The sequence below is a fragment of the Shewanella sp. NKUCC06_TVS genome, assembly GCF_019345515.1.
GTDB classification, from domain to species: domain Bacteria; phylum Pseudomonadota; class Gammaproteobacteria; order Enterobacterales; family Shewanellaceae; genus Shewanella; species Shewanella oncorhynchi.
Window position 1 is genome coordinate 161,028 of sequence record NZ_JAHKQX010000002.1, and the last position, 20,691, is coordinate 181,718.

A 20,691-nucleotide genomic window follows, 5' to 3' on the forward strand; every position below is an offset into this window, starting at 1 on the left:
ACAGATATCGGCACAATGCCCTAAAATGTTGGTCAACATCAGGGCGCTGCTTTGGTACGCGCAAATCGCATTAAAGGAATTTATTTTTGGACCGATTGTGCTCTCCGTTACATCAACCCAACCATTTTCGCCTTGGGCTTGCCATGTGGTCGCACTCTAATTGGCAAGAAAGTGTGCATGGTCACGGAACTAAACAAGCAGAGCGACTCGCCCGTTACGCGACAATATTCAATACTGTCGAAGGGAACACCAGCTTCTACGCAACGCCTGCACAGCAAACGGTAATGAATTGGCACAGTGCCACGCCCGATAGCTTTCGTTTTACCTTCAAACTACCGCAAACCATCACTCACCAAAAATTATTGCAACACTGCGGCCAAGAATTGAAAGATTTTTTCCAGATAATGGCACCATTAATCGATAAAACAGGGATCTGGAAAATTCAACTGCCCGCCCATTTCGGCCCAGAAAGCTTGCCTGCGTTAGCGCAATTTCTAGATCAAATCCCCCAAGGGTTAACCTATGGCGTCGAAGTCAGGCATGCTGCGTTTTTTGCTAAGGGAGATGCCGAGCGTGCGCTTAATCGATTACTCATCGATAAAAAAGTGAATCGCATCATCATGGACAGCAGGCCCTTGTTTGCACTGCCGCCCTGCAATGTCGCGATTATCGACGCTCACAAGAAAAAACCTCGAGTGCCAGTGCATGCAATTGCCACCGCCAATAATCCAGTGGTGCGCTTTATCGGCCAACCAGACGATGCCATCGCACAACTCGCACAGCAAGGCGTTGCTGTTTTACCTAAGGATAACGATACCTTTTTTGATAATTGGCTCACCCAACTCCCGCAGTGGCTCGCAGAAGGTCGAGAACCCTATCTGTTTATCCATACTCCCGACAATGAAGCCGCGCCTGAACTAGCCATCCGTCTCTATCAAAAATTGCGCAGCCAAATTGCAGCGCACATTCACCTCACCGAGCTAAGACTACTTGATAAGAAACCTGAGGAGACAAGCACGCAGATGGGACTTTCTTGGTAAAAAGGTCGCTAAGTAAAATGGACGTAAGAAGAAACCCACGGCAAACTCGCCGTGGGTATATACCCAAACAACCTGAAGATGCAGGATTCAGCGGGAATTTAACGCACTTTAGGCAAGGCCATTTATTGCTCCTGCATAAATGGCATTCACGCCATCCATGGCGATTGCGGTTATTTGCAGGCCTAGCGGGCTAAGTTAAAAATAACCAACGCAGCATAAAGTGCGTTAAAACCCGCCGGGACGGAGCGCCCAGGGCACTCCACTTCCGTGTTGCATCAATTCAAAAGGTGGCCGACATTCTGTCATTAATGCGCCTTGAATTGAAGCACCCTGGGCGCTCTGAAACTCGTATATTCAGGTAGCTTGGGTATAGATGAAAAACAGCTTTAACTCGGGATAAATAAGTTATTCATTTGCTCAAAACCAAGGGAAATGGCTTTAGGTATTGAATCCTTATCAACGGCAATAACCGCATCATTTGACTCTCGCTGAAACGGTTTTGCCTTAATTGAATTTAACAAAATTGGATTAAGCAAAGTGCTATAGGCCTGTAAAAATGAAGCTGGGCCAGTAGAAAAACGCTGCACACCTGCGGCAAATAACTCGCCGATATCCATCTGCTCATTCAATAGCATAAAATTCAGTGGCATATCCACAGCGGCAAACAAGCGCTTAGCGGTCTCGACCTGATTCGCGCCAGGGATAAAACCGCCATCCGCACCCGCAGCCTGATATTGAGTTAACCTATCGATAGTCATAACAACAGCGGCCTCACCACTGGCTAAACCCAGTAAATACACATCAGTTCGCGCATTAATAAATAATCCTTGGCAACGAGGATGGGCGCGAATAGCTTTAATTTTTGCCACCATCTCAGCAACACTTGCACTGCCATCCTCAATATTAATTCCTGCTACGCCAAGCTCAGCGAGCTGCGCAACAAAAGCAGCAACCTCATAGGGATCTTGGCTATAACCAGATTCAATATCTATCGTCACGGGCACTCGGCTCAGCCGTAGGATATTGTTCACTACGTCCAATAAAGCCACTTTAGGTAACGCTTGGCCATCGGGATAACCGAGCGACCAAGCCAATGCCGCGCTACTGGTCGCAATCGCACGGGCGCCCGATGCTTGGATGATGGCCGCACTGGCGGCATCCCAAGCGTTAGTTAATATCAGCGGCTCTGATTGTTGATGTAGTGCTTTGAAAAATATTCTAGATTGCTCAGCCATCTTATGTCCTTGTTGGTGTTGAAGGCTCAACTCTAACAAGATGGCTTAGGTAATTATCGCGGGAAACGGCACTGAACCGAAAAGCCAAGCCCTCAAGGCTTGGCTATGTGAGCATTCAACTTGAGTATTCTTGGCTAACCCCAAAGTGCATTGGCGAGGATAAACACACTCGCGGAGAGCAACATAGTAATAGGTAGTGTCAGCAGCCAAGCGAGCATGATTTGCTTAATGGTTTGGATCTGAAGCCCTGAACGATTAGCCACCATAGTACCCGCAACAGCGGAAGACAAAATATGAGTCGTCGATACCGGCATCCCTGTCATACTGGCAATCCCAATAGAGACGGCAGCGGTGACCTGCGCAGCAATACCTTGGCTGTAAGTCATACACGATGAACCAATTTTTTCCCCCACGGTATATACAATCCGCCGCCACCCCACCAACGTGCCGCAACCCAGCGCAGTAGCAATGGCAATAATCACCCAAATGGGCGCATACTCAGTAGTTCTAGTGAGATCTTTTCGCCATTTAGCCAATGAACTCAAATCCTTAGCAGGAAGATCCAATTTAGCCACTTGGCGAGCAGTATCATCGATGCACAACAATAAACGTCGCACCTCGCGTCGCTCTTCTACATCCATATCTTTGTAAGTTGAGACTTTTGCTAAGCGACGGTCAAGCAACGACATCGCCGGTAATACATTGGCAGATGAGCAATGGGCCAGCATATATTCGGGAACGTTGACTAAGGCTTTAAAGTCGATAACATCCGCGATAACGGCTTGGTTACGGTCATAAATCGCCATAATGCGACGATTAGCATCTTGAGTTCTTTCTAAATCATAGGGTTGACTGCCCATGTCCAAGGCAAAATAAGCCGGTGCCATACAAATCAGCACTAGCATCACTAAACCTATCCCCTTCTGTCCATCGTTAGAACCATGGGCGAAACTCACCCCCATAGCAGAGATAATTAAACTCGCCCTTGCCCAAAATGGAGGGTGTTTTTTACCATTAATCTGCATCTGCTCATCTGGGGTACGGTGAATTTTATGTTTCTGCCAAACGTATTTCATGATGAGCAAAAAAATCCCTGCCATCACAAACCCTAAGGTCGGCGAAATAATCAAGGACAGCATGATCTGCGTTGCTTTAGAGACATTAATGCCCTGTAGGATAGGCTGATGATTTATCCAAGCGAACGCGCCACCCACGCCCATTATCGAACCAATCAAGGTATGGGAACTCGATGCCGGAATACCAAAATACCAAGTACCTAAGTTCCAGATAATTGCCGAAAATAGCAGGGAAAACACCATCAACAAGCCTTGGATTGAGTCCATACCGAGCAAGGAGTCTACGGGTAATAAATGCACTATCGCATAGGCCACCCCTAACCCCCCTAACAGCACACCCGCAAAATTAAATAGTGCGGAGGTAACGACCGCCAAATTTGCCGGCATTGCCTTGGTATAGATCACCGTCGCCACCGCATTTGCCGTGTCGTGGAAGCCATTAATAAATTCGTATGCCAGTACAAAAAGTACGGCAAGGACTAAACCCACCGACCACGCAAAGCCTAACGTTGTGAACATTTCAAACATAAAATACTTACCCATGGCGAGAACGCCCACAGATTACGCCCAAGTTTGGGGTCTTTTACAGTGAAAAATTGTTTAGATTGTCAAAAAGTGAATTAGCCCCCAATAACTCAGTAGCATGCTTGCAATTAACACTGGCTTGATTTTATTCGGCCAAATGAATATTTGTGCCGCGAAAAGGTGCAATATATTGATTCAATATTAAATAAGCCAACTAAAAATAGTGTTCATAACCATACGCCGTAACAGGGTTATATCCCATGATCGCCTAACCGAAATCGCTGTGGCGTCATCCCAAAACGCTCCTTGAAGGCTTTGATATAGGATGAATCATTTTGATAACCAATTTGGTGGGCCACATTTTGTATTGATAGGTCAGTGGCCAATAACGACAGCGAATAGATCAGCCGTAAATGTTGACGCCATAATACGAATGAAGAACCAAACTCCCTCACAAATAGCCTCGACAATGTTCGTTCCGATGCCCCAACCATCTCACCCCATTTCACTAAAGAGAAATCTAAAGCTGGCGTTTGGGTTAAATGCTCAAAAATCAATTTTAGGCGCCTATCTTGCGGTATCAGTAACTTGAAAGTCTGTCCTTCCGCACTATTAATTTGATCATATAACACCTCAAGCAAACGCAGTATTGGCGCCTGAACCATTGGATCAACATTCGTTGGGGTATTAAAAGCACATTGTTTTCGGAGCGTTAACACTAACTCCCTTATAAAAGCACTCATAGCGACGGGCTTAACCATGGCACCATAATCTCGACCATACATAGGATTCAAATAGACACCAATAAAGCAGGTATCTGTAATCGCAACAGACTCATGCATGACACCTGCAGGCACAAAAAGCGCTGTGGTATGGGGGACCAAAAAAAGTGCCTCATTTGCCTCTGTCTGTAACAGGCCTTGAAGCGGAAAAATAAGCTGATGCCAACAGTGCTGGTGTAAAACATCCACATAACCCTTCTGCATCTCAATCGTTTTGACAAAAGAAGGCATATTAGGCGCTTGCTCAATAATGGCGTTAATCGAATCGAGTTGGCGACTTAGCATCATTACTTGTCCATATAACGTTATTCAGCCAAATAAAAAGGATTGTAGCATAGCGTTATCCCATAAAAGACACAGGAAAACTCGATGCGCATTCATTGCATTATCCATGAAAGCTATGAAAGTCCAGGCTATTTTAGCGATTGGGCTGCAAGCAAAAACTACAGTATGAACTTTAGCAGAATCTATCTAGATGAAGCTTTACCCGACAATAGTGATGGTTTTGATCTATTAATTATCCTCGGTGGCCCTCAATCTCCCGCGACATGCCAAAACGATTGTCCATATTTTGATAGCCAAGCAGAACAAAGGTTTATCAGACAAGCTATCCAAAAAAATAAAGCCGTTGTGGGGGTTTGTCTTGGGGCACAGTTAATCGGAGAGGCATTAGGTGCCCGTTATCAAAAGAGCCCGCATACCGAGATTGGTTACTTCCCCATTGAACTGACTGCGGCAGGAAAAAGTGATGTTAACCTTACGACATTTTCGACAACTGAAGTGGTTGGCCACTGGCATAACGATATGCCAGGCCTCACTCCCGATTGCGAAGTGCTCGCCACAAGTGAAGCTTGCCCGCGGCAAATTGTACGTTACACACATTTAGTTTTTGGATTTCAATGCCATCTTGAATTTATCAGTAGCCAATTAGCGCCATTAATTGCTCAAGAAAATGCTTTTTCTAGCACACCGAAAATACCATATATTCAAAGCCCTGAGTTCATTCTTGGACAACCAACGACTCGAATGAATCAGTTGCTGGGGCATTTTTTAGATAATCTAGTCCTAACCTATCAAGCCGTATATACCCAAACAACCTGAAGCTGCAGGATTCTGCGGGCTAAGCCAAAACAAAAACGCCAGCTAAGTTAGCTGGCGTTTTAGATTAATGACTCACAAATCGCTTATTGCAGATGACCTGCATTGTGCAATTCACGATCATCCTTTGCAGGCGGATTCCACTGATACATCCAAGTCTCAGACAATGGCTGACCATCGACCTCCAAATAGACTCTCAGGTTAATCGGCTCAGTACCGTCTCCTGGGGGCACTACGTCAAACATAGCGCGGTAACCATTAATCGAGGCTAAAGGACGGGCTGATTCAATTTCCACTTTACCTTCAGATGCTGTGATCACGGCTTTAACTTGAGTGTCTTTACCTATCATAGGTAAAGTTCCGCCCGCGAAATCCACCACAAAACGCTTACTGTAGTATTTGCGTTTCTGGCCAACTACGCCGCCAATCCCGGTGAAGGTATCGACAACCCGAGCACGGGGTGATTGAACCGGTGGAATGCCACCCCAGTACATGTTGTAGCTGTATAGCAGCTCTTGACCAGGAACAATCGGCTCAGCAGGATTCCAGAAAGCCACTATGTTATCAAAGGTTTCATCCAGTGTTGGAATTTCAACCAACTGCACTGAACCTTTACCCCAACTGCTGGTTGGTTCAATCCATAGGCTTGGGCGTTTATCATAAAACACGCCGTCGTCCTGATAATGATCGAAGTTACGATCACGTTGCAGTAAGCCAAAACCTTTTGGATTTTCATCGCTATAGGCATTGAATCGCAGGTTTTCAGGGTTACCTAGCGGACGCCAAATCCATTCACCATTCCCCGTGTGCATGGCTAAACCATCGGTATCATGGATTTCTGGACGCCAGTCATAACCGGTACGGCGATCGTTCTCACCCACCATAAACATACTGGTCAGTGGCGCAACGCCTAAACGTTCAATCGCTTTACGTGGATAAACAGCCACATCCACCTTCATTTTTAAACGTTCACCCGGTTCGATATCAAAACGATAAGCCCCCGTGACACTCGGAGAATCTAACAAGGCATACACAGTGGTGATATTCGATCCTGGTTTAGGTTTTTCTAACCAGAAATTGGTGAACATTGGAAACTCTTCGGGTTTTGGCAGTGCAGTATCAACCGCTAAGCCACGAGCCGACAAACCATACTGCATTTCTTGACCCACGGCGCGGAAATAACTAGCGCCAAGGAAGGCAACAATGTCACGCTGCCAATCGGTATTAAATTGCATACGGAAACCAGCAAAACCAAGATCCTTAGGCAACTGACTACCTTTGACCTTTGACTTGCCGTAATCGAACATTGAAGGTGAATATTCGATTAACTTAGCCTTCCCCTCATTTAGCTCATAAATATGAATAGGGGTATCGAAAAACAGCCCAAGATGGAACAGTTCGGCACGAAACTCCGAATCTTGATCACGCCATAGTGCGGCTTTCTTCTTGAAGTGGAATTGTTGGTAATCATCCCAACTCATGCCCTGAAGGCTTTTAGGTAATTCGCCTTTATGACTCTCATAGGGTTGTGCCGCCATAGTACGGGCATAACCCTTAAGCCAAGCGTAACTAAACTCTTCACCTTCTTGTGGTGACGCCTGCTTACCTGCCGCACATGCTGAAAGACTCAGCAATACGCTACAGGTTAACAATATGCCGCCAACCATACGCTGCAAACGGCCGCGACGAGAGGAAGATTGGGCTTCAATCGAGGGTAGTGTCACCCTCGATTCTTGATAAACGTTTCTTTGTTCGGGAAATAAATTGGGTTGCATAAGCAGACTCTGAATTGGTGTAACTTCCTGACACTTCCCTGCAAATCTGACTCAATTGCAGCGATGGCCCTGTGGAGAACTGTTGATGACAGAGGTAACAATACAGCGATCAGCAACAATTCGCCAGAATCTAGCATACTTTCTGTCGAATGGAATATGGCATGCTAGCTATTTTCAATCTTGAGGCCTATTTATGAAAATATGATTAAAAAATTCCGTTATTAACTGAATTTACGCCCATAAAAACCTCACTGCCAGCAAGAAGGCCGTTGACTTAATACCCGAAGATAAAGTGCACCTTCGGCATAGGTTAATTATCTGCTCAGCGTGTTAACTCGAAGAGATAATATCGCTAGCCCGCAAAATCGGTTTATGGCCTTAAAATCATACAAGTCGCCGTAGCGGTGGCGAGCAGTTTTCCATCCTGCGTTTTTAGCGTACCTTCCGAAATGCCTAAAGACTTAGATAAATTGATCACCTTGCCCTCAGCCACTAACACTTGATGTTTAGGCACAGGTCGAATCATTTTAATATTCAAATCGATAGTGCCGTAACCGACACCCGCTTCAAGCAATGTATGCACGGCGCAACCAGTAACCGAATCCAGTACAGTCGCGGCAAAACCACCATGAACACCGCCCAATGGGTTGAGGTGCTTATCATCGGCAGTCGCATGGAATGTCACCGTTCCTTCGTCGGCTTGAACCAGCGACATTGGCATAGTGAGAGAGATAGAAGGTGCAGGTAATTCACCCCTTGCCATTGCCTGTAAAATGGCTAAACCCGACATTTGCTGAATATTCATATTCCACCTAAATTGATGAGCGTCAAAGCACATGAATAAAAATGACCGCTTAACCACTTTGGATTAGGCGATCATTTAACTGAAAATCCACTTAAACGCTCAGTCTGCATTAACTCCAGCGGCGTCTAAATTGGGTCCATATACCACTAAAAAGACTAATAAATAAAAGCTCAGCGCAGATCAAACCTGTCTAAGTTCATCACCTTAGTCCAAGCGTCGATAAAATCATCGACAAATCGCAGCTGTGCATCACTGCTCGCGTACACTTCTGCGAGTGCACGCAGCTGCGAATTAGAGCCAAAGATCAAATCAACACGACTTGCAGTCCACTTTTGCTGACCACTGACGCGATCAACACCCACAAACATATCCTCCGCTTTAGAAGTGGGTTTCCACGTCGTCCCCATATCGAGCAAGTTAACAAAAAAGTCATTGGTCAAAAACTCAGGACGCGCAGTCAAGACACCCGTTTTTGACTGATCAGAGTTCGTATCTAACACCCGCAGACCGCCAATAAGCACTGTCATTTCCGGCGCAGTTAAGGTCAGCAATTGTGCCCTATCGACCAATAACTCCTCCGCCGAAACAGAAAACGGAGTGGGATGATAATTTCTAAAGCCATCTGCGACAGGTTCAAGTACCGCAAAAGATTCCACATCAGTTTGTGCTTGCGTGGCATCCATACGACCTGGCGTAAATGGAATCGTCACTTCAACCCCCGCATTTCTAGCCGCTTGATCAATACCGACACAGCCTGCCAGCACAATCAAGTCAGCAAGGGAGATTGTCTTACCTCCTTGATTGAACTCAGACTGAATACTCTCAAGCACTTTGAGCACCTTAGCGAGTTGCTCAGGCTGATTCACTGGCCAATCTTTTTGCGGCGCGAGTCGAATTCGCGCACCGTTCGCACCACCGCGCATATCAGAACCGCGATAGGTCGACGCCGAGGCCCAAGCAGTGGCAACGACTTCTGAAATCGTTAATCCAGAACCGATAATCTTCAGTTTAAGATCAGTAACATCCTGCTCATTAACCAGAGGATGATCAACCGCTGGAATTGGGTCTTGCCAAAGAAACGTTTCTGCAGGCACTTCAGGACCCAAATAGCGTGTGCATGGCCCCATATCTCTGTGTGTCAGCTTGTACCAGGCTTTTGCAAATACATCGGCAAACTCATCAGGATTTTCAAAGAATCGACGTGATATTTTCTCGTAATCAGGGTCGAAGATCAGTGCAAGGTCGGTGGTCAACATGGTTGGCACATGACGTTTTGAAGCATCATGCGCATCGGGGATCACCCCTTTACCCGCGCCATTTTTAGGTATCCACTGATGGGCACCCGCAGGGCTCTTAGTCAGTTCCCATTCATATCCGAATAGATTTTCAAAAAAATTGTTACTCCATTGGGTTGGTGTTGAGGTCCAAGTCACTTCGAGGCCACTGGAAATAGTATCGCCACCTTTACCGCTTTTATAGCGACTCTGCCAGCCTAGGCCTTGCTGCTCAATACCTGCGGCTTCTGGCTCAGGTCCGACTAATGCTGCGTCACCTGCACCATGGGTTTTACCAAAAGTATGACCCCCAGCAATCAAGGCTACGGTTTCTTCATCATTCATCGCCATGCGGGCAAAGGTTTCGCGGATATCTACGGCGGCAGCGAAAGGATCAGGGTCGCCATTGGGTCCCTCAGGGTTAACATAAATCAACCCCATTTGGACTGCGGCGAGGGGATCTTCAAGGTCTCGCTCTCCCGAGTAACGCTTATCGTCTAACCATTTATTTTCCGCACCCCAGTAAATATCAGCTTCGGGTTCCCAAATATCGACTCGCCCACCAGCGAAACCTAAGGTTTTGAATCCCATAGATTCCAGCGCGACATTACCCGTGAGGATCATCAAATCGGCCCAAGAGATTTTATTGCCATATTTTTGTTTAATCGGCCAAAGGAGCCGGCGTGCTTTATCGAGGTTTACGTTATCTGGCCAGCTGTTTAACGGTGCAAAACGTTGATTACCGCTCCCCGCTCCGCCACGTCCATCACCGGTACGATAGGTGCCGGCACTGTGCCATGCCATACGAATAAATAGCGGCCCATAGTGGCCAAAATCTGCAGGCCACCAGTCCTGTGAATCCGTCATTAATGCGAGGAGATCTTGCTTTACAGCAGCTAAATTGAGGGATTTAAAGGCTTCAGCATAATTGAAGTCATCACCCAAAGGATTAGATAAGGAAGAGTGTTGGTGCAGAATATCGAGCCGGAGCTGTTTAGGCCACCAATCTCGATTCGAGGTGCCACCAGCAGAATGGTGCATAGGACATTTGTTCTCAGACATAACGTGCTCTCCTTCTGTTCGCAAAAAATATTCAAGTAAATAAAATCTAAATGACTTTTGCCGCAAGTTTGTACTGCTTAACGCTCTCTACCACAGACTAATCGTTTCAATAGAGAAATAAAAACCAGTCTAACGACCTTACCTTACCTCTAGATGAAACGCGATGAATCCGCTCATTAAAAAATATTCAGCAAAAATTACCCTTTCTAAAATAAGCCATTAAAGGATAGTAGAATGATACTAATCATAAAAAACAAGGGCTGCAAAATGCAGCCCTTGTTTTTTATTGGGTAAAACTATGGGATAACTGACTATTTAACTTCTGCCACAGGTTTGCGTCTATTGTGCGCAATGATCAGAGCAACTAAACAGATAACCCCGACAGCGATACCCACTGGCTGGCTCAAAGGTTGCGGTAAACCTAGGCCAATACCCGCAGTCATAATATAAGACACAGTAACGCTGGTGCCGCCAATTGCTGGTAAGCTAACAATCCAATGGAAGGTCCCACGATCGAACAAATACTTAGTCGCTAACCACAATACACTGGTTGATAGCAGCATATTTGAGAAAGCAAAGTAACGCCAAATCAAAGAGAAATCGATCTTCGTCATAAAGTACGCAATGGTCAGAATAGGCACAGCAACCAATAAACGATTACGCATACTTTGCGGAATATGGAAGGCGTCGATAATCGTCAGTCGAAGCGAACGGAACGCGGTATCACCAGAGGTGATAGGGAAGATAGCTACGGCCACAATCGCCATAATACCGCCCGCAACACCTAAATACGTAGTAGCCACTTGATTAACCACTAAACCTGGGCCACCTTGGTCGAGCAAACTCTTAAGCTCAACATAACCGCCAGGGAAAGCTGCAATACCCGCCGTTGCCCATACACAAGCAACGATACCTTCAGCAACCATAGCGCCATAATACACAGGGCGAACATACTTCTCATTCGTCAAGCAACGAGCCATGATAGGCGCTTGAGTTGAATGGAAACCGCTAATCGCACCACAGGTAATAGTCACAAATAACAGTGGCCAAACAGGTAGTCCATCAGGGTTTGGTTCGAGTAACTCATTGTTGTAATGGCTGTGGTCGAAATAGGCAAACACATCCCCCATTTCAGGTAACTGCGGCGCATTGATCATTAGAGCAACGGCGATAGAAACTGTCATGACTATCATCAACAAACCAAATGCGGGATATAATTTAGTGATGATTTTATCAATCGGCAGCATAGTCGCTAAAAAGTAATAGACTAAAATCACTAACACCCAGAAGGTATTATTGCCAAAGATGGTGTCTTTAAAATAATCGAGATTACTCAGTAAACCTGCGGGGCTCATGATGAAGACCACGCCCACAAAAAACAGCAGCATAGCCGTAAACAGCAACATCACGCCTTTAAAGTAAATATTAAAGTAGTGGCCCGCAATCTCTGGCAGACTCTTACCGTCTTCTTTTATGCTGAGCACGCCAGAAAAATAATCATGTACTGCGCCGCCAATAATATTCCCCAGTACAATCCACACTAAGGCTATTGGGCCGTAAAGTGCACCGAGGATCGGGCCAAATATCGGCCCCACACCAGCGACATTGAGGAACTGGATCAAAAACGCTTTAGCCGGATGAACCGGAACGTAATCGACGCCATCTTCGAATCTCGCCTGTGGTGTAATCGCTTTAGGATCTATACCCGCTTGCCGCTCAACAAAGGGACTATAGAACTTGTATGCAAGCACTAAGAGTGCGATACAAATAAAGAAAATTAACATTATTTAATTATCCATACTTTAGTAGGAGGTGATTTAATGGAGAGTTTCATTGAGTTAGTGACTGAGGTCAAGCAACACACTATTAGACTAATGTCGGGTTGATTATCTGAAACAGCCGTACGAGTGGGTATAGATGAACAAACGCGTTTAAAAATAATCCCTATGAAGTATTTATGCACTCAGTAATACAACCAACTATTTTGATGTTTCTCAATTGCCTCTTCTTGAACTCCTCGCCCTAGGTATTCCTGCAAACCATCGCTATCGAAAATGAAATGAACACAGACAATATCGCATGTGACTGGCGGCGAGATGCTAGCAGCATAGACGAGTGTTTCGTGACATCCCAATATACAACCCCAAGTTAAAAACACTATCTACACTCACAAGCTAAACCCGCAATCTACACTACGATCGATAGCCACAACCTAAAGCTAACGTGCCACTTAATGATGCTCATCTAGCCCATTTTTAGGTTACTAACAGTTCGACTTTATCACTCATTATTTTTAGCTATTTTAGAAAACAAAAAACCAGCCAAATGGCTGGTTTTTTAGGGGGTATTTCATCGTAGCGATGCTCAGGTCATACCTAAATCAATCACTGTAAACTTAAGCTATTGCGACTTACTAAAAGTCGAGTGGCTAAACTAATACAACAAAATGTACCAACGAAATGTACCAACGAAATACCTTGTTCGACTGCATTACGCCTGTGGGCGCATAGCAGGGAACAGGATCACGTCACGGATAGTATGAGTGTTAGTGAACAACATCACTAAACGGTCGATACCAATACCTTGACCTGCCGTTGGTGGCAAACCGTGTTCCAGTGCAGTGATATAGTCTGCATCGTAGAACATAGCTTCATCGTCACCTGCATCTTTCGCGTCAACCTGTGCTTTAAAGCGGTTGTCTTGATCTTCAGCATCGTTCAGCTCGCTAAAGCCGTTAGCCACTTCGCGGCCACCGATGAAGAATTCGAAACGGTCAGTGATGAAATGGTTGTCATCATTACGACGTGCCAATGGTGAAATGTCCGCTGGGTAGCCAGTGATGAACGTTGGTTGCATCAATTGCCATTCAGCAGTTTCACCGAAGATTTCTTCAAGCAGCTGACCACAGGTCCAGAACTTCTCAATCTTCATGCCTAAGCTTTTCGCTAAATCGCGCATGAATTCAACATCTTTCACTTGCTCATAGGTCATAGCTTGGATAGTGGCGTTATCAGGATTGTACTTCTGAATCGCTTCTAACATGCTTAAACGTGCGTATGGGCCACCGAAATCGACTGTGTGCTCACCGTAGGGCATTTGCGCACTGCCAAGCAGTTCGATAGCAATCGAGCTGAGCATTTCTTCGGTAAGGTCCATCAGATCTTTGTAGTCTGCATAAGCCATATAGAATTCCATCATAGTGAATTCTGGGTTATGACGTGGCGACAGACCTTCGTTACGGAAGTTACGGTTGATTTCGAACACACGCTCAAAACCACCTACCACTAGACGCTTCAGATATAATTCTGGCGCGATACGCAGGTACATTGGCATGTCTAAGGCGTTGTGATGAGTGATGAAAGGACGGGCCGAAGCACCACCTGGGATCACGTGCATCATAGGGGTTTCAACTTCCATGAACTCTTTTTTGATCATGAAGTTACGGATTGCAGAAACCACTTTAGAACGCATGATAAAGGCATTGCGCGAATCTTCGTTAACGATCAGATCCACGTAACGTTGACGGTAGCGCATTTCTTGATCGGCTAGACCATAATAATCCGCAGGCAATGGACGCAGCGCCTTGGTCAGTAACTCGTACTGTTCCATGTTGACGTATAAGTCGCCTTTGCCAGACAAATGCAGCTGACCGGTTACACCTATGATGTCACCGATATCCAGACCTTGAAAACGCTCTTTCAAATCAGCTTGTACGCTTTTTTCAGCGTAAGCTTGAATACGGCCAGACACGTCTTGGATCACTAAGAAAGGACCACGTTTTGCCATGATGCGGCCAGCAATGCTGGTCTTAAAACCTAAGGCTTCGAGTTCTTCTTTAGTGTTTTGACCATACTGTGCTTGCAGTTCAGCCGCTTTATGGGTGCGACGGAAGGTATTTGGATGCGCATTAGCACTACAGTTTGGGCGGATGCTTTCTAGCTTGGCACGGCGCTCGGCGATCAGTTTGTTCTCATCAATTACTTGTTCAGTCATCTTATTTCTCGTCTATACCTTGAATTAATTACAGCCCAGATTTCAAACTGGCTTCGATAAACTTATCCAGATCGCCATCGAGTACCGCTTGAGTATTGCGGGTTTCAACGCCTGTGCGTAAGTCTTTAATGCGGGCATCGTCTAATACATAAGAGCGAATTTGACTGCCCCAGCCGATATCAGACTTAGCGTCTTCTGCGGCCTGTTTGTCGGCATTTTGCTTGAGCATTTCTAACTCAAACAGTTTTGCTTTCAGCTGCTTCATCGCAGCATCTTTATTTTTATGCTGTGAACGGTCGTTCTGGCACTGCACGACAGTATTCGTCGGTAAGTGGGTAATACGAATCGCCGATTCCGTTTTGTTAACGTGCTGACCACCCGCGCCCGATGCGCGATAAGTGTCAATACGTAGATCCGATGGGTTGATATCAATCGTGATATCGTCATCGATTTCTGGATAAACGAACACAGAGCAGAATGACGTATGACGACGACCCGATGAATCGAATGGCGACTTACGTACTAAACGGTGCACGCCAGTCTCAGTGCGTAACCAACCGAACGCATATTCGCCAGTAAACTTAATGGTCGCGCCTTTAATACCGGCCACGTCACCATCGGTTACTTCCATCAACTCAGGGCTAAAGCCATGGGCTTCGCCCCAACGTAGGTACATACGCAGCACCATGTTGGCCCAATCTTGGGCTTCGGTACCACCACTGCCAGACTGAATGTCTAAATAACAGTTTGACGCATCTTGCGGGCCGGAGAACATACGGCGGAATTCGAGATCGGCAAGGCGGCTTTCGAGATAATCCAGCTCTTTACTGGTTTCGTTGAACGTGTCTTCGTCTTCCTCTTCAATAGCCAACTCGAGTAAGCCTTCAACATCTTCAAGACCTGAGTCCATATCGTCTATGGTTTTGACCACAGCTTCTAGGCTGGCGCGCTCTTTGCCTAAGGCTTGGGCGCGCTCTGGGTCGTTCCACACTTCTGAACTTTCAAGCTCACGGGTAACTTCTTCTAGACGCTCATTTTTGGCATCGTAGTCAAAGATACCCCCTAAGAAGCTCCGTGCGCTCGGCAAGCTCCTTAATTTTGAATTTTACTGGATTAACTTCAAACATGAGTTTTCAACTTTCTTTATTTGGCCGCTTTAATTGATCTTCCACTAAAAGGGGCGGTGATTAACAGTATTTGCAACCGCGCATTTTAACCTAACCAGACTGGTAAACCTAGGGGTGCACTGTTCATTAAATGGGATAACAAGGATTATTTTCCAAGCTAAAAGACCACAGCACTAACGCCGAGACTAACAAAAAGCAATGAGTTAAGACTGTGATCTTACTTAAATTTAGCCAAGAATTAGCCAAGATAGTGCTATGCGCGAGGCCAATGGCTGACACACAAGCGCTCTCCTGCCTAAAAAATCCCCATAATATCAAAGGAAACACAAATAAAAAGGCCTGATAACGCCAACCCCATCACGACTAAATTAGAACAAACATTCACCAGCGCACAGTCTGGGCTGGTTTGTGATTCAAGCTGCAATTTTGCAGCAAACTTCACTCGCCCATAAGCGTCTTCTAAAGCTGTCTAGGTATACTCGAAACAACCTAAGCCTGCAGCCCCGCGCTATAGCAGCTAAGCACCCTACATATAAAAAGGCCATGGGATGATAGAACTTCGAATTGATGACCAAGTGTTGTCGGTTAATCCGACCGATAACCTACTGCAAGTGGCGCATGCTGCTGGCATAGCAATACCCAGCTTATGTGATCCCAGCGCAGCCTCGCAGCAATTAGGCATTCACGAACATGCAGACAAGCAAGCATGCAATTTGTGTGTCGTCCAAATTGAGAATTCCGACGCGAGTTTGCGCTGCGTACGCGCCTGTGAAACGTCCGCCACCGTCGGCATGCGAGTCATAACTCAGTCTGAATTCTTAAGTCAAAAACGCAAACAAGCGCTGACTGAAATCTTGAGCGATCATTTTGCCGATTGCGAAGCCCCCTGCCAACAAGCATGCCCTGCGGGCGTGGATGTGCAGAGTTACCTGTATCACATCGCCCAAGGCAACCATACTGAAGCCGTTAAAGTCATTAAACAAACTTTGCCACTGCCACTCTCCATTGGCCGTGTCTGCCCTGCTTTTTGTGAAGCACAATGTCGCCGCGGACTCGTCGATGAGCCCATTGCCATACGTCAATTAAAACGTCACGCCGCCGATCTCGATTTAGCTGATGGTGAAAATGGGGGCATGAGTTATGTGCCGCCACGCCAAACCGACACAGGCAAAAAAGTTGCCATTATCGGTGCGGGTCCAGCTGGGTTAAGTGCCGGATATTACTTATCAAACCAAGGCCATAGCGTAGAGGTATTCGAATCTATGCCACAGGCGGGTGGTTGGCTACGTTATGGTATTCCTGAGTATCGTTTACCTAAGGCGATACTCGATAAAGAAATCGAACTCTTGTGCCATAACGGGTTAACCATACACACAGAAACACGTCTCGGTCACGAGATACATTTAAATCAATTAGTTGAAGATTTTGATGCCGTCTGTCTCGCCATTGGCGCCCAAAAAGCTGTGCCTATGGATTATCCCGGCAGCACACTCGCGGGTTGCTACTTAGGTGTCGATTACTTAAAAGATCATTGTCTCGAAAAGACTCTTGTTTTAGGTAAGAAAGTCGCCGTCATTGGTGGTGGCAATACCGCTATTGATTGCGCCCGCACAGCAGTGCGTGAAGGTTGCGATGTCACCCTAATTTACCGTCGCACCCGCGCAGAAATGCCCGCCGAAGCTTACGAGGTACATGAGGCCGAAGTCGAAGGGGTGAAGTTTCATTTTTTAACCAATCCGCTTGAAAACCATAGCGATGCGCAAGGTAGAGTCCATTCAGTCACCTTCGCTAAGATGGCACTCGGCGAAGCCGATGCCTCTGGCAGACGCGCTCCCGTTGATACCGGTGAAATCTTTACCCAAGATTTCGATACTGTGATAGCCGCAGTATCACAAACTCCCGACATGAGTTTTATGCAAGATCCCGCGAGCCACTTAAGCAATGGTGAACTCGCTCTCAGCCGCTGGAATACCTTTATTGGCTGCGAGCACACCATGTCGTCCGGGGTTGAAAAACTCTTTGTGGTGGGGGATGCACGCCGCGGCCCTGCTACCGCAGTCGCCGCGATAGGCGATGGCCATAAAGCCGCAATTGCCATAGATAAATTGCTCAAACAAGGCCTAAGCTGTGAGCTGCATGCCACTGAATTTAATTCATCAAAAGCTGTCGGTAACACAATAAAACAAGGCTTGCCAACTACCGAGCTCTACCCCTCTGTCGCACGTAAAGCCCGTTTAACCATGCCCGAATTGAACGCGGTGCAACGTTTACTCAATTACGGCGAAGTCGAGCTAGGCTTTGCTCCCGATGCCGCCATGCAAGAAGCTGCGCGCTGCCTCGAATGCGCCTGCCAAGCCAATACGGATTGTAAATTAAGGGACTATGCGACCGACTACCATGTCGAACCTAAGTCACTCAGCACTCAAAGCGTGCGTAAGTTTTCGGTCGATAAATCGAGTCCGTTCATTCAATTTGATGCAAATCGTTGTATTAGCTGCGGTAAGTGCGTCGATGTGTGCCAGTTGCAGAGTGGCCATTGTGCGATTCAATTTGCCCATGATTCCTATCAAGCGCTGCCGCAAGACATAAGTGAAACCGCCACGCGCCGAGCACTGAGAGTCGGCTTTAGCGCTAGCATGGCCGACAGCAAATGTGTGCAATGCGGCAACTGTGTGCAGGTTTGCCCAACGGGTGCACTCGTCGATGCGCGGGATAAACGCCAAGGCGATGAAACGCCACTCAAAACCGCCTCAACGATTTGTACCTATTGCGGCGTAGGCTGTCGGCTTGACCTTAAAATCGATACCAGCACGAATCAGATCCGTCATATCGAGGGCAATCCAGACTCGCTAGTAAACCAAGGCATGCTCTGCGTCAAAGGACGATTTGGTTTCGATTTTATTCACAGTGAAAAACGCCTCACCACGCCACTCATTCGTAAAAATGGCCAGCTCACGCCAAGTAGTTGGCCTGAAGCCATCGCCTATGTGGCCAAACATTTACAGCAAATAAAACAGCAACATGGCAGCAATACACTGGCAAGCTTGGCCTCGGCAAAAGCCACCAATGAAGAAAACTTCCTCCTACAAAAATTTGTCAGAAGCATACTCGGCACCAATAACATCGACCATTGTGCCCGTCTGTGTCATTCATCTACAGTCACTGGGCTACAGCAAAGTATCGGCAGTGGCGCCATGACCAATGACATTCCGAGCATTCAAGCATCGGATGTGATTTTTATCATAGGCTCAGACACCAGCAGTGCTCACCCGATCATCGCCTCGAAAATTAAGCAAGCCGTGGCTTTGCATGGCGCAAGATTAATGGTGGCCGATCCTAAACGTGTCGCCATTGCCGACAGTGCACAGCTTTATGTCGCCCACAGACCCGGCACTGACGTCATGCTACTCAATGCGATTATGGCGGAAATTATCCGCAACGACTGGCAGGATAAAAGCTACATTGCCGCGCGCACCGAAGGCGTGGATGCTCTCTATGCTGAACTCAAAAAAGTAGATTACAGCCTAGAAAACGCAGCCTTGATAACAGGTGTTAAAGCCGAAGATATCGCCCGCATCGCCCAAACCATAGGCACTGCCGACAAAACCGCAGTCTACTATGCCATGGGCATTACCCAGCACACGACGGGACACGACAATGTTACCGCCATATCTAATCTACAACTTCTGTGCGGCAATATTGGGGTTGAAGGAGCGGGGATTAATCCACTGCGGGGACAAAGTAATGTGCAAGGTGCCTGTGACATGGGCGCACTGCCTAACTTCTTCAGTGGTTATCAAAAAGTCACCGACATTCACGCCAGAATGCGTTTCGAGGCACATTGGCAAACGCCGTTATCGGGAGAAATTGGCGTAACCGCCACCCATATGATGCATGATATTTCCAAAGGGAAAATCAAGGCGTTGTATGTGATGGGCGAAAACCCCGTATTAAGCGACCCAGATCAAGCCCATGTGCTTAGGGCGCTTAATGCAATCGACTTTTTAGTGGTGCAGGACATCTTCCTCACCGAAACCGCCGAGCTTGCCGATGTGGTTCTGCCCGCCGCAGCCTTTGTCGAAAAACGCGGTCATTTCACTAATACTGAACGACGAGTGCAGCGACTCGAACAAGCCCTGCTACCGCCAGGTGAAGCCCTGCCCGATTGGCAAATTGTCCAAGCCATTGCCAATGCGATGGGTGCCGCTTGGGATTACCCTAATGAAGAAGCGATTTGGCAGGAAATCAATGAGCTGACACCACAATATCGCGGCATTACTTGGCAACGATTAAGCACTGGAGTTGACGGTAAAATTCCCCAAGGTATTCAATGGCCTTGCCCAGATGAAACCCATCCGGGAACGCCCATCATGCACCAAGGTCAATTCACCCGCGGCTTAGGTAAGTTTACGCCAGTGAGTTATCGCTTACCCGCAGAAATGCCCTGCAGTGAGTACCCGCTCACTCTGTCGACCGGACGTTTACTGGAACAGTTCCACACAGGCACCTTAACCCGTAAAACGGCTGGACTCGACTTACTCGGCTCGCCTAAGGTAATGATTTCAGTCTATGACGCCGAGCAACTCGGCATAGGCAATGGCGATAAAATCAAACTTACTACCCGTCGCGGCGAAATTGAAATCGACGCCTTTGTGACGAAAAGAGCCCAAGCTGGCGTACTATTCCTGCCCTTCCACTTTGTGGAAGCTGCGGCGAATAAACTCACCATCAATGCACTCGATCCTGTCGCTTTTATCCCAGAATATAAGGTCTGCTCGGTAAGGGTTGAGCGGGTTGCCGAGAAAATTGATTAGAATGAACTGACTAGGCTGGATTGACTAAAGTAGATGGATTAAGTGCTCTTCAAAAAGGTAAATAAGCCAAATAAAAACGGGAGAC

At 46.8% G+C, this 20,691-nt stretch carries 12 protein-coding genes; 3 read left to right on the forward strand and 9 right to left on the reverse strand.

Features of this window, described 5'->3' with window-relative positions; translation table 11 throughout:
- Window positions 1–86: 86 nt before the first annotated feature.
- The gene (locus tag KO531_RS02790; protein WP_219250328.1) at window positions 87–1,040 is read left to right on the forward strand and encodes a DUF72 domain-containing protein; all 954 of its coding nucleotides are present in this window, start codon (window positions 87–89) and stop codon (window positions 1,038–1,040) included.
- 386 nt (window positions 1,041–1,426) lie between these two features.
- On the opposite strand, the gene KO531_RS02795 is transcribed toward KO531_RS02790, so the two are convergent.
- The 3 genes from KO531_RS02795 to KO531_RS02805 all read right to left on the reverse strand — a co-directional run bounded on the left by KO531_RS02795 (window position 1,427) and on the right by KO531_RS02805 (window position 4,943).
- A complete protein-coding gene (locus KO531_RS02795; RefSeq protein ID WP_219250329.1) occupies window positions 1,427–2,275 on the reverse strand; it encodes an isocitrate lyase/phosphoenolpyruvate mutase family protein in 849 nt (282 codons plus the stop codon).
- 134 nt (window positions 2,276–2,409) lie between these two features.
- Window positions 2,410–3,879, reverse strand: a complete 1,470-nt coding sequence (locus KO531_RS02800; RefSeq protein WP_219250437.1) for an inorganic phosphate transporter — start codon at window positions 3,877–3,879, stop codon at window positions 2,410–2,412.
- Window positions 3,880–4,127: 248 nt separating this feature from the next.
- On the reverse strand, window positions 4,128–4,943 hold the full coding sequence (locus tag KO531_RS02805) for a helix-turn-helix transcriptional regulator (protein ID WP_173248684.1): 816 nt from the start codon (window positions 4,941–4,943) through the stop codon (window positions 4,128–4,130).
- An 84-nt stretch (window positions 4,944–5,027) separates the two neighbouring features.
- Between KO531_RS02805 and KO531_RS02810 the strand changes: the two genes are divergently transcribed.
- Window positions 5,028–5,759 (forward strand): type 1 glutamine amidotransferase, encoded by a 732-nt coding sequence (locus tag KO531_RS02810; protein WP_219250330.1) that lies wholly within the window; start codon window positions 5,028–5,030, stop codon window positions 5,757–5,759.
- Window positions 5,760–5,842: 83 nt separating this feature from the next.
- Here KO531_RS02810 and KO531_RS02815 read toward each other — a convergent pair whose 3' ends face one another.
- The 6 genes from KO531_RS02815 to prfB all read right to left on the reverse strand — a co-directional run bounded on the left by KO531_RS02815 (window position 5,843) and on the right by prfB (window position 15,792).
- Window positions 5,843–7,531: a glucan biosynthesis protein D gene (locus KO531_RS02815; protein WP_219250331.1), complete on the reverse strand. Its 1,689-nt coding sequence runs from the start codon at window positions 7,529–7,531 to the stop codon at window positions 5,843–5,845.
- Window positions 7,532–7,901: 370 nt separating this feature from the next.
- Window positions 7,902–8,336 (reverse strand): PaaI family thioesterase, encoded by a 435-nt coding sequence (locus tag KO531_RS02820; RefSeq protein WP_028761608.1) that lies wholly within the window; start codon window positions 8,334–8,336, stop codon window positions 7,902–7,904.
- A gap of 170 nt (window positions 8,337–8,506) precedes the next feature.
- Window positions 8,507–10,672, reverse strand: a complete 2,166-nt coding sequence (katG, locus tag KO531_RS02825; protein ID WP_219250332.1) for a catalase/peroxidase HPI — start codon at window positions 10,670–10,672, stop codon at window positions 8,507–8,509.
- Window positions 10,673–10,983: 311 nt separating this feature from the next.
- Window positions 10,984–12,456, reverse strand: a complete 1,473-nt coding sequence (locus KO531_RS02830) for a carbon starvation CstA family protein (protein ID WP_105250058.1) — start codon at window positions 12,454–12,456, stop codon at window positions 10,984–10,986.
- A gap of 706 nt (window positions 12,457–13,162) precedes the next feature.
- The gene (gene lysS, locus KO531_RS02835) at window positions 13,163–14,665 is read right to left on the reverse strand and encodes a lysine--tRNA ligase (protein ID WP_006080389.1); all 1,503 of its coding nucleotides are present in this window, start codon (window positions 14,663–14,665) and stop codon (window positions 13,163–13,165) included.
- Window positions 14,666–14,693: 28 nt separating this feature from the next.
- Window positions 14,694–15,792 (reverse strand): peptide chain release factor 2 gene (prfB, locus tag KO531_RS02840; RefSeq protein ID WP_168824900.1). Its coding sequence is split into 2 segments (ribosomal slippage): window positions 14,694–15,716 and window positions 15,718–15,792, totalling 1,098 coding nucleotides; the frame shifts between segments, so codons are not numbered across the junction.
- A 548-nt stretch (window positions 15,793–16,340) separates the two neighbouring features.
- Between prfB and fdhF the strand changes: the two genes are divergently transcribed.
- On the forward strand, window positions 16,341–20,606 hold the full coding sequence (gene fdhF / locus KO531_RS02845; RefSeq protein WP_219250333.1) for a formate dehydrogenase subunit alpha: 4,266 nt from the start codon (window positions 16,341–16,343) through the stop codon (window positions 20,604–20,606).
- Window positions 20,607–20,691 lie beyond the last annotated feature (85 nt).

Excerpts from the sequence above, each read along its gene's own strand:
- KO531_RS02795 (WP_219250329.1), bottom strand. The coding sequence starts at position 2,275 with ATGGCTGAGCAATCTAGAATATTTTTCAAAGCACTACATCAACAATCA.
- KO531_RS02800 (WP_219250437.1), bottom strand. The coding sequence starts at position 3,879 with ATGTTTGAAATGTTCACAACGTTAGGCTTTGCGTGGTCGGTGGGTTTA.
- KO531_RS02805 (WP_173248684.1), bottom strand. The coding sequence starts at position 4,943 with ATGCTAAGTCGCCAACTCGATTCGATTAACGCCATTATTGAGCAAGCG.
- KO531_RS02810 (WP_219250330.1), top strand. The coding sequence starts at position 5,028 with ATGCGCATTCATTGCATTATCCATGAAAGCTATGAAAGTCCAGGCTAT.
- KO531_RS02815 (WP_219250331.1), bottom strand. The coding sequence starts at position 7,531 with ATGCAACCCAATTTATTTCCCGAACAAAGAAACGTTTATCAAGAATCG.
- KO531_RS02820 (WP_028761608.1), bottom strand. The coding sequence starts at position 8,336 with ATGAATATTCAGCAAATGTCGGGTTTAGCCATTTTACAGGCAATGGCA.
- katG (WP_219250332.1), bottom strand. The coding sequence starts at position 10,672 with ATGTCTGAGAACAAATGTCCTATGCACCATTCTGCTGGTGGCACCTCG.
- KO531_RS02830 (WP_105250058.1), bottom strand. The coding sequence starts at position 12,456 with ATGTTAATTTTCTTTATTTGTATCGCACTCTTAGTGCTTGCATACAAG.
- lysS (WP_006080389.1), bottom strand. The coding sequence starts at position 14,665 with ATGACTGAACAAGTAATTGATGAGAACAAACTGATCGCCGAGCGCCGT.
- fdhF (WP_219250333.1), top strand. The coding sequence starts at position 16,341 with ATGATAGAACTTCGAATTGATGACCAAGTGTTGTCGGTTAATCCGACC.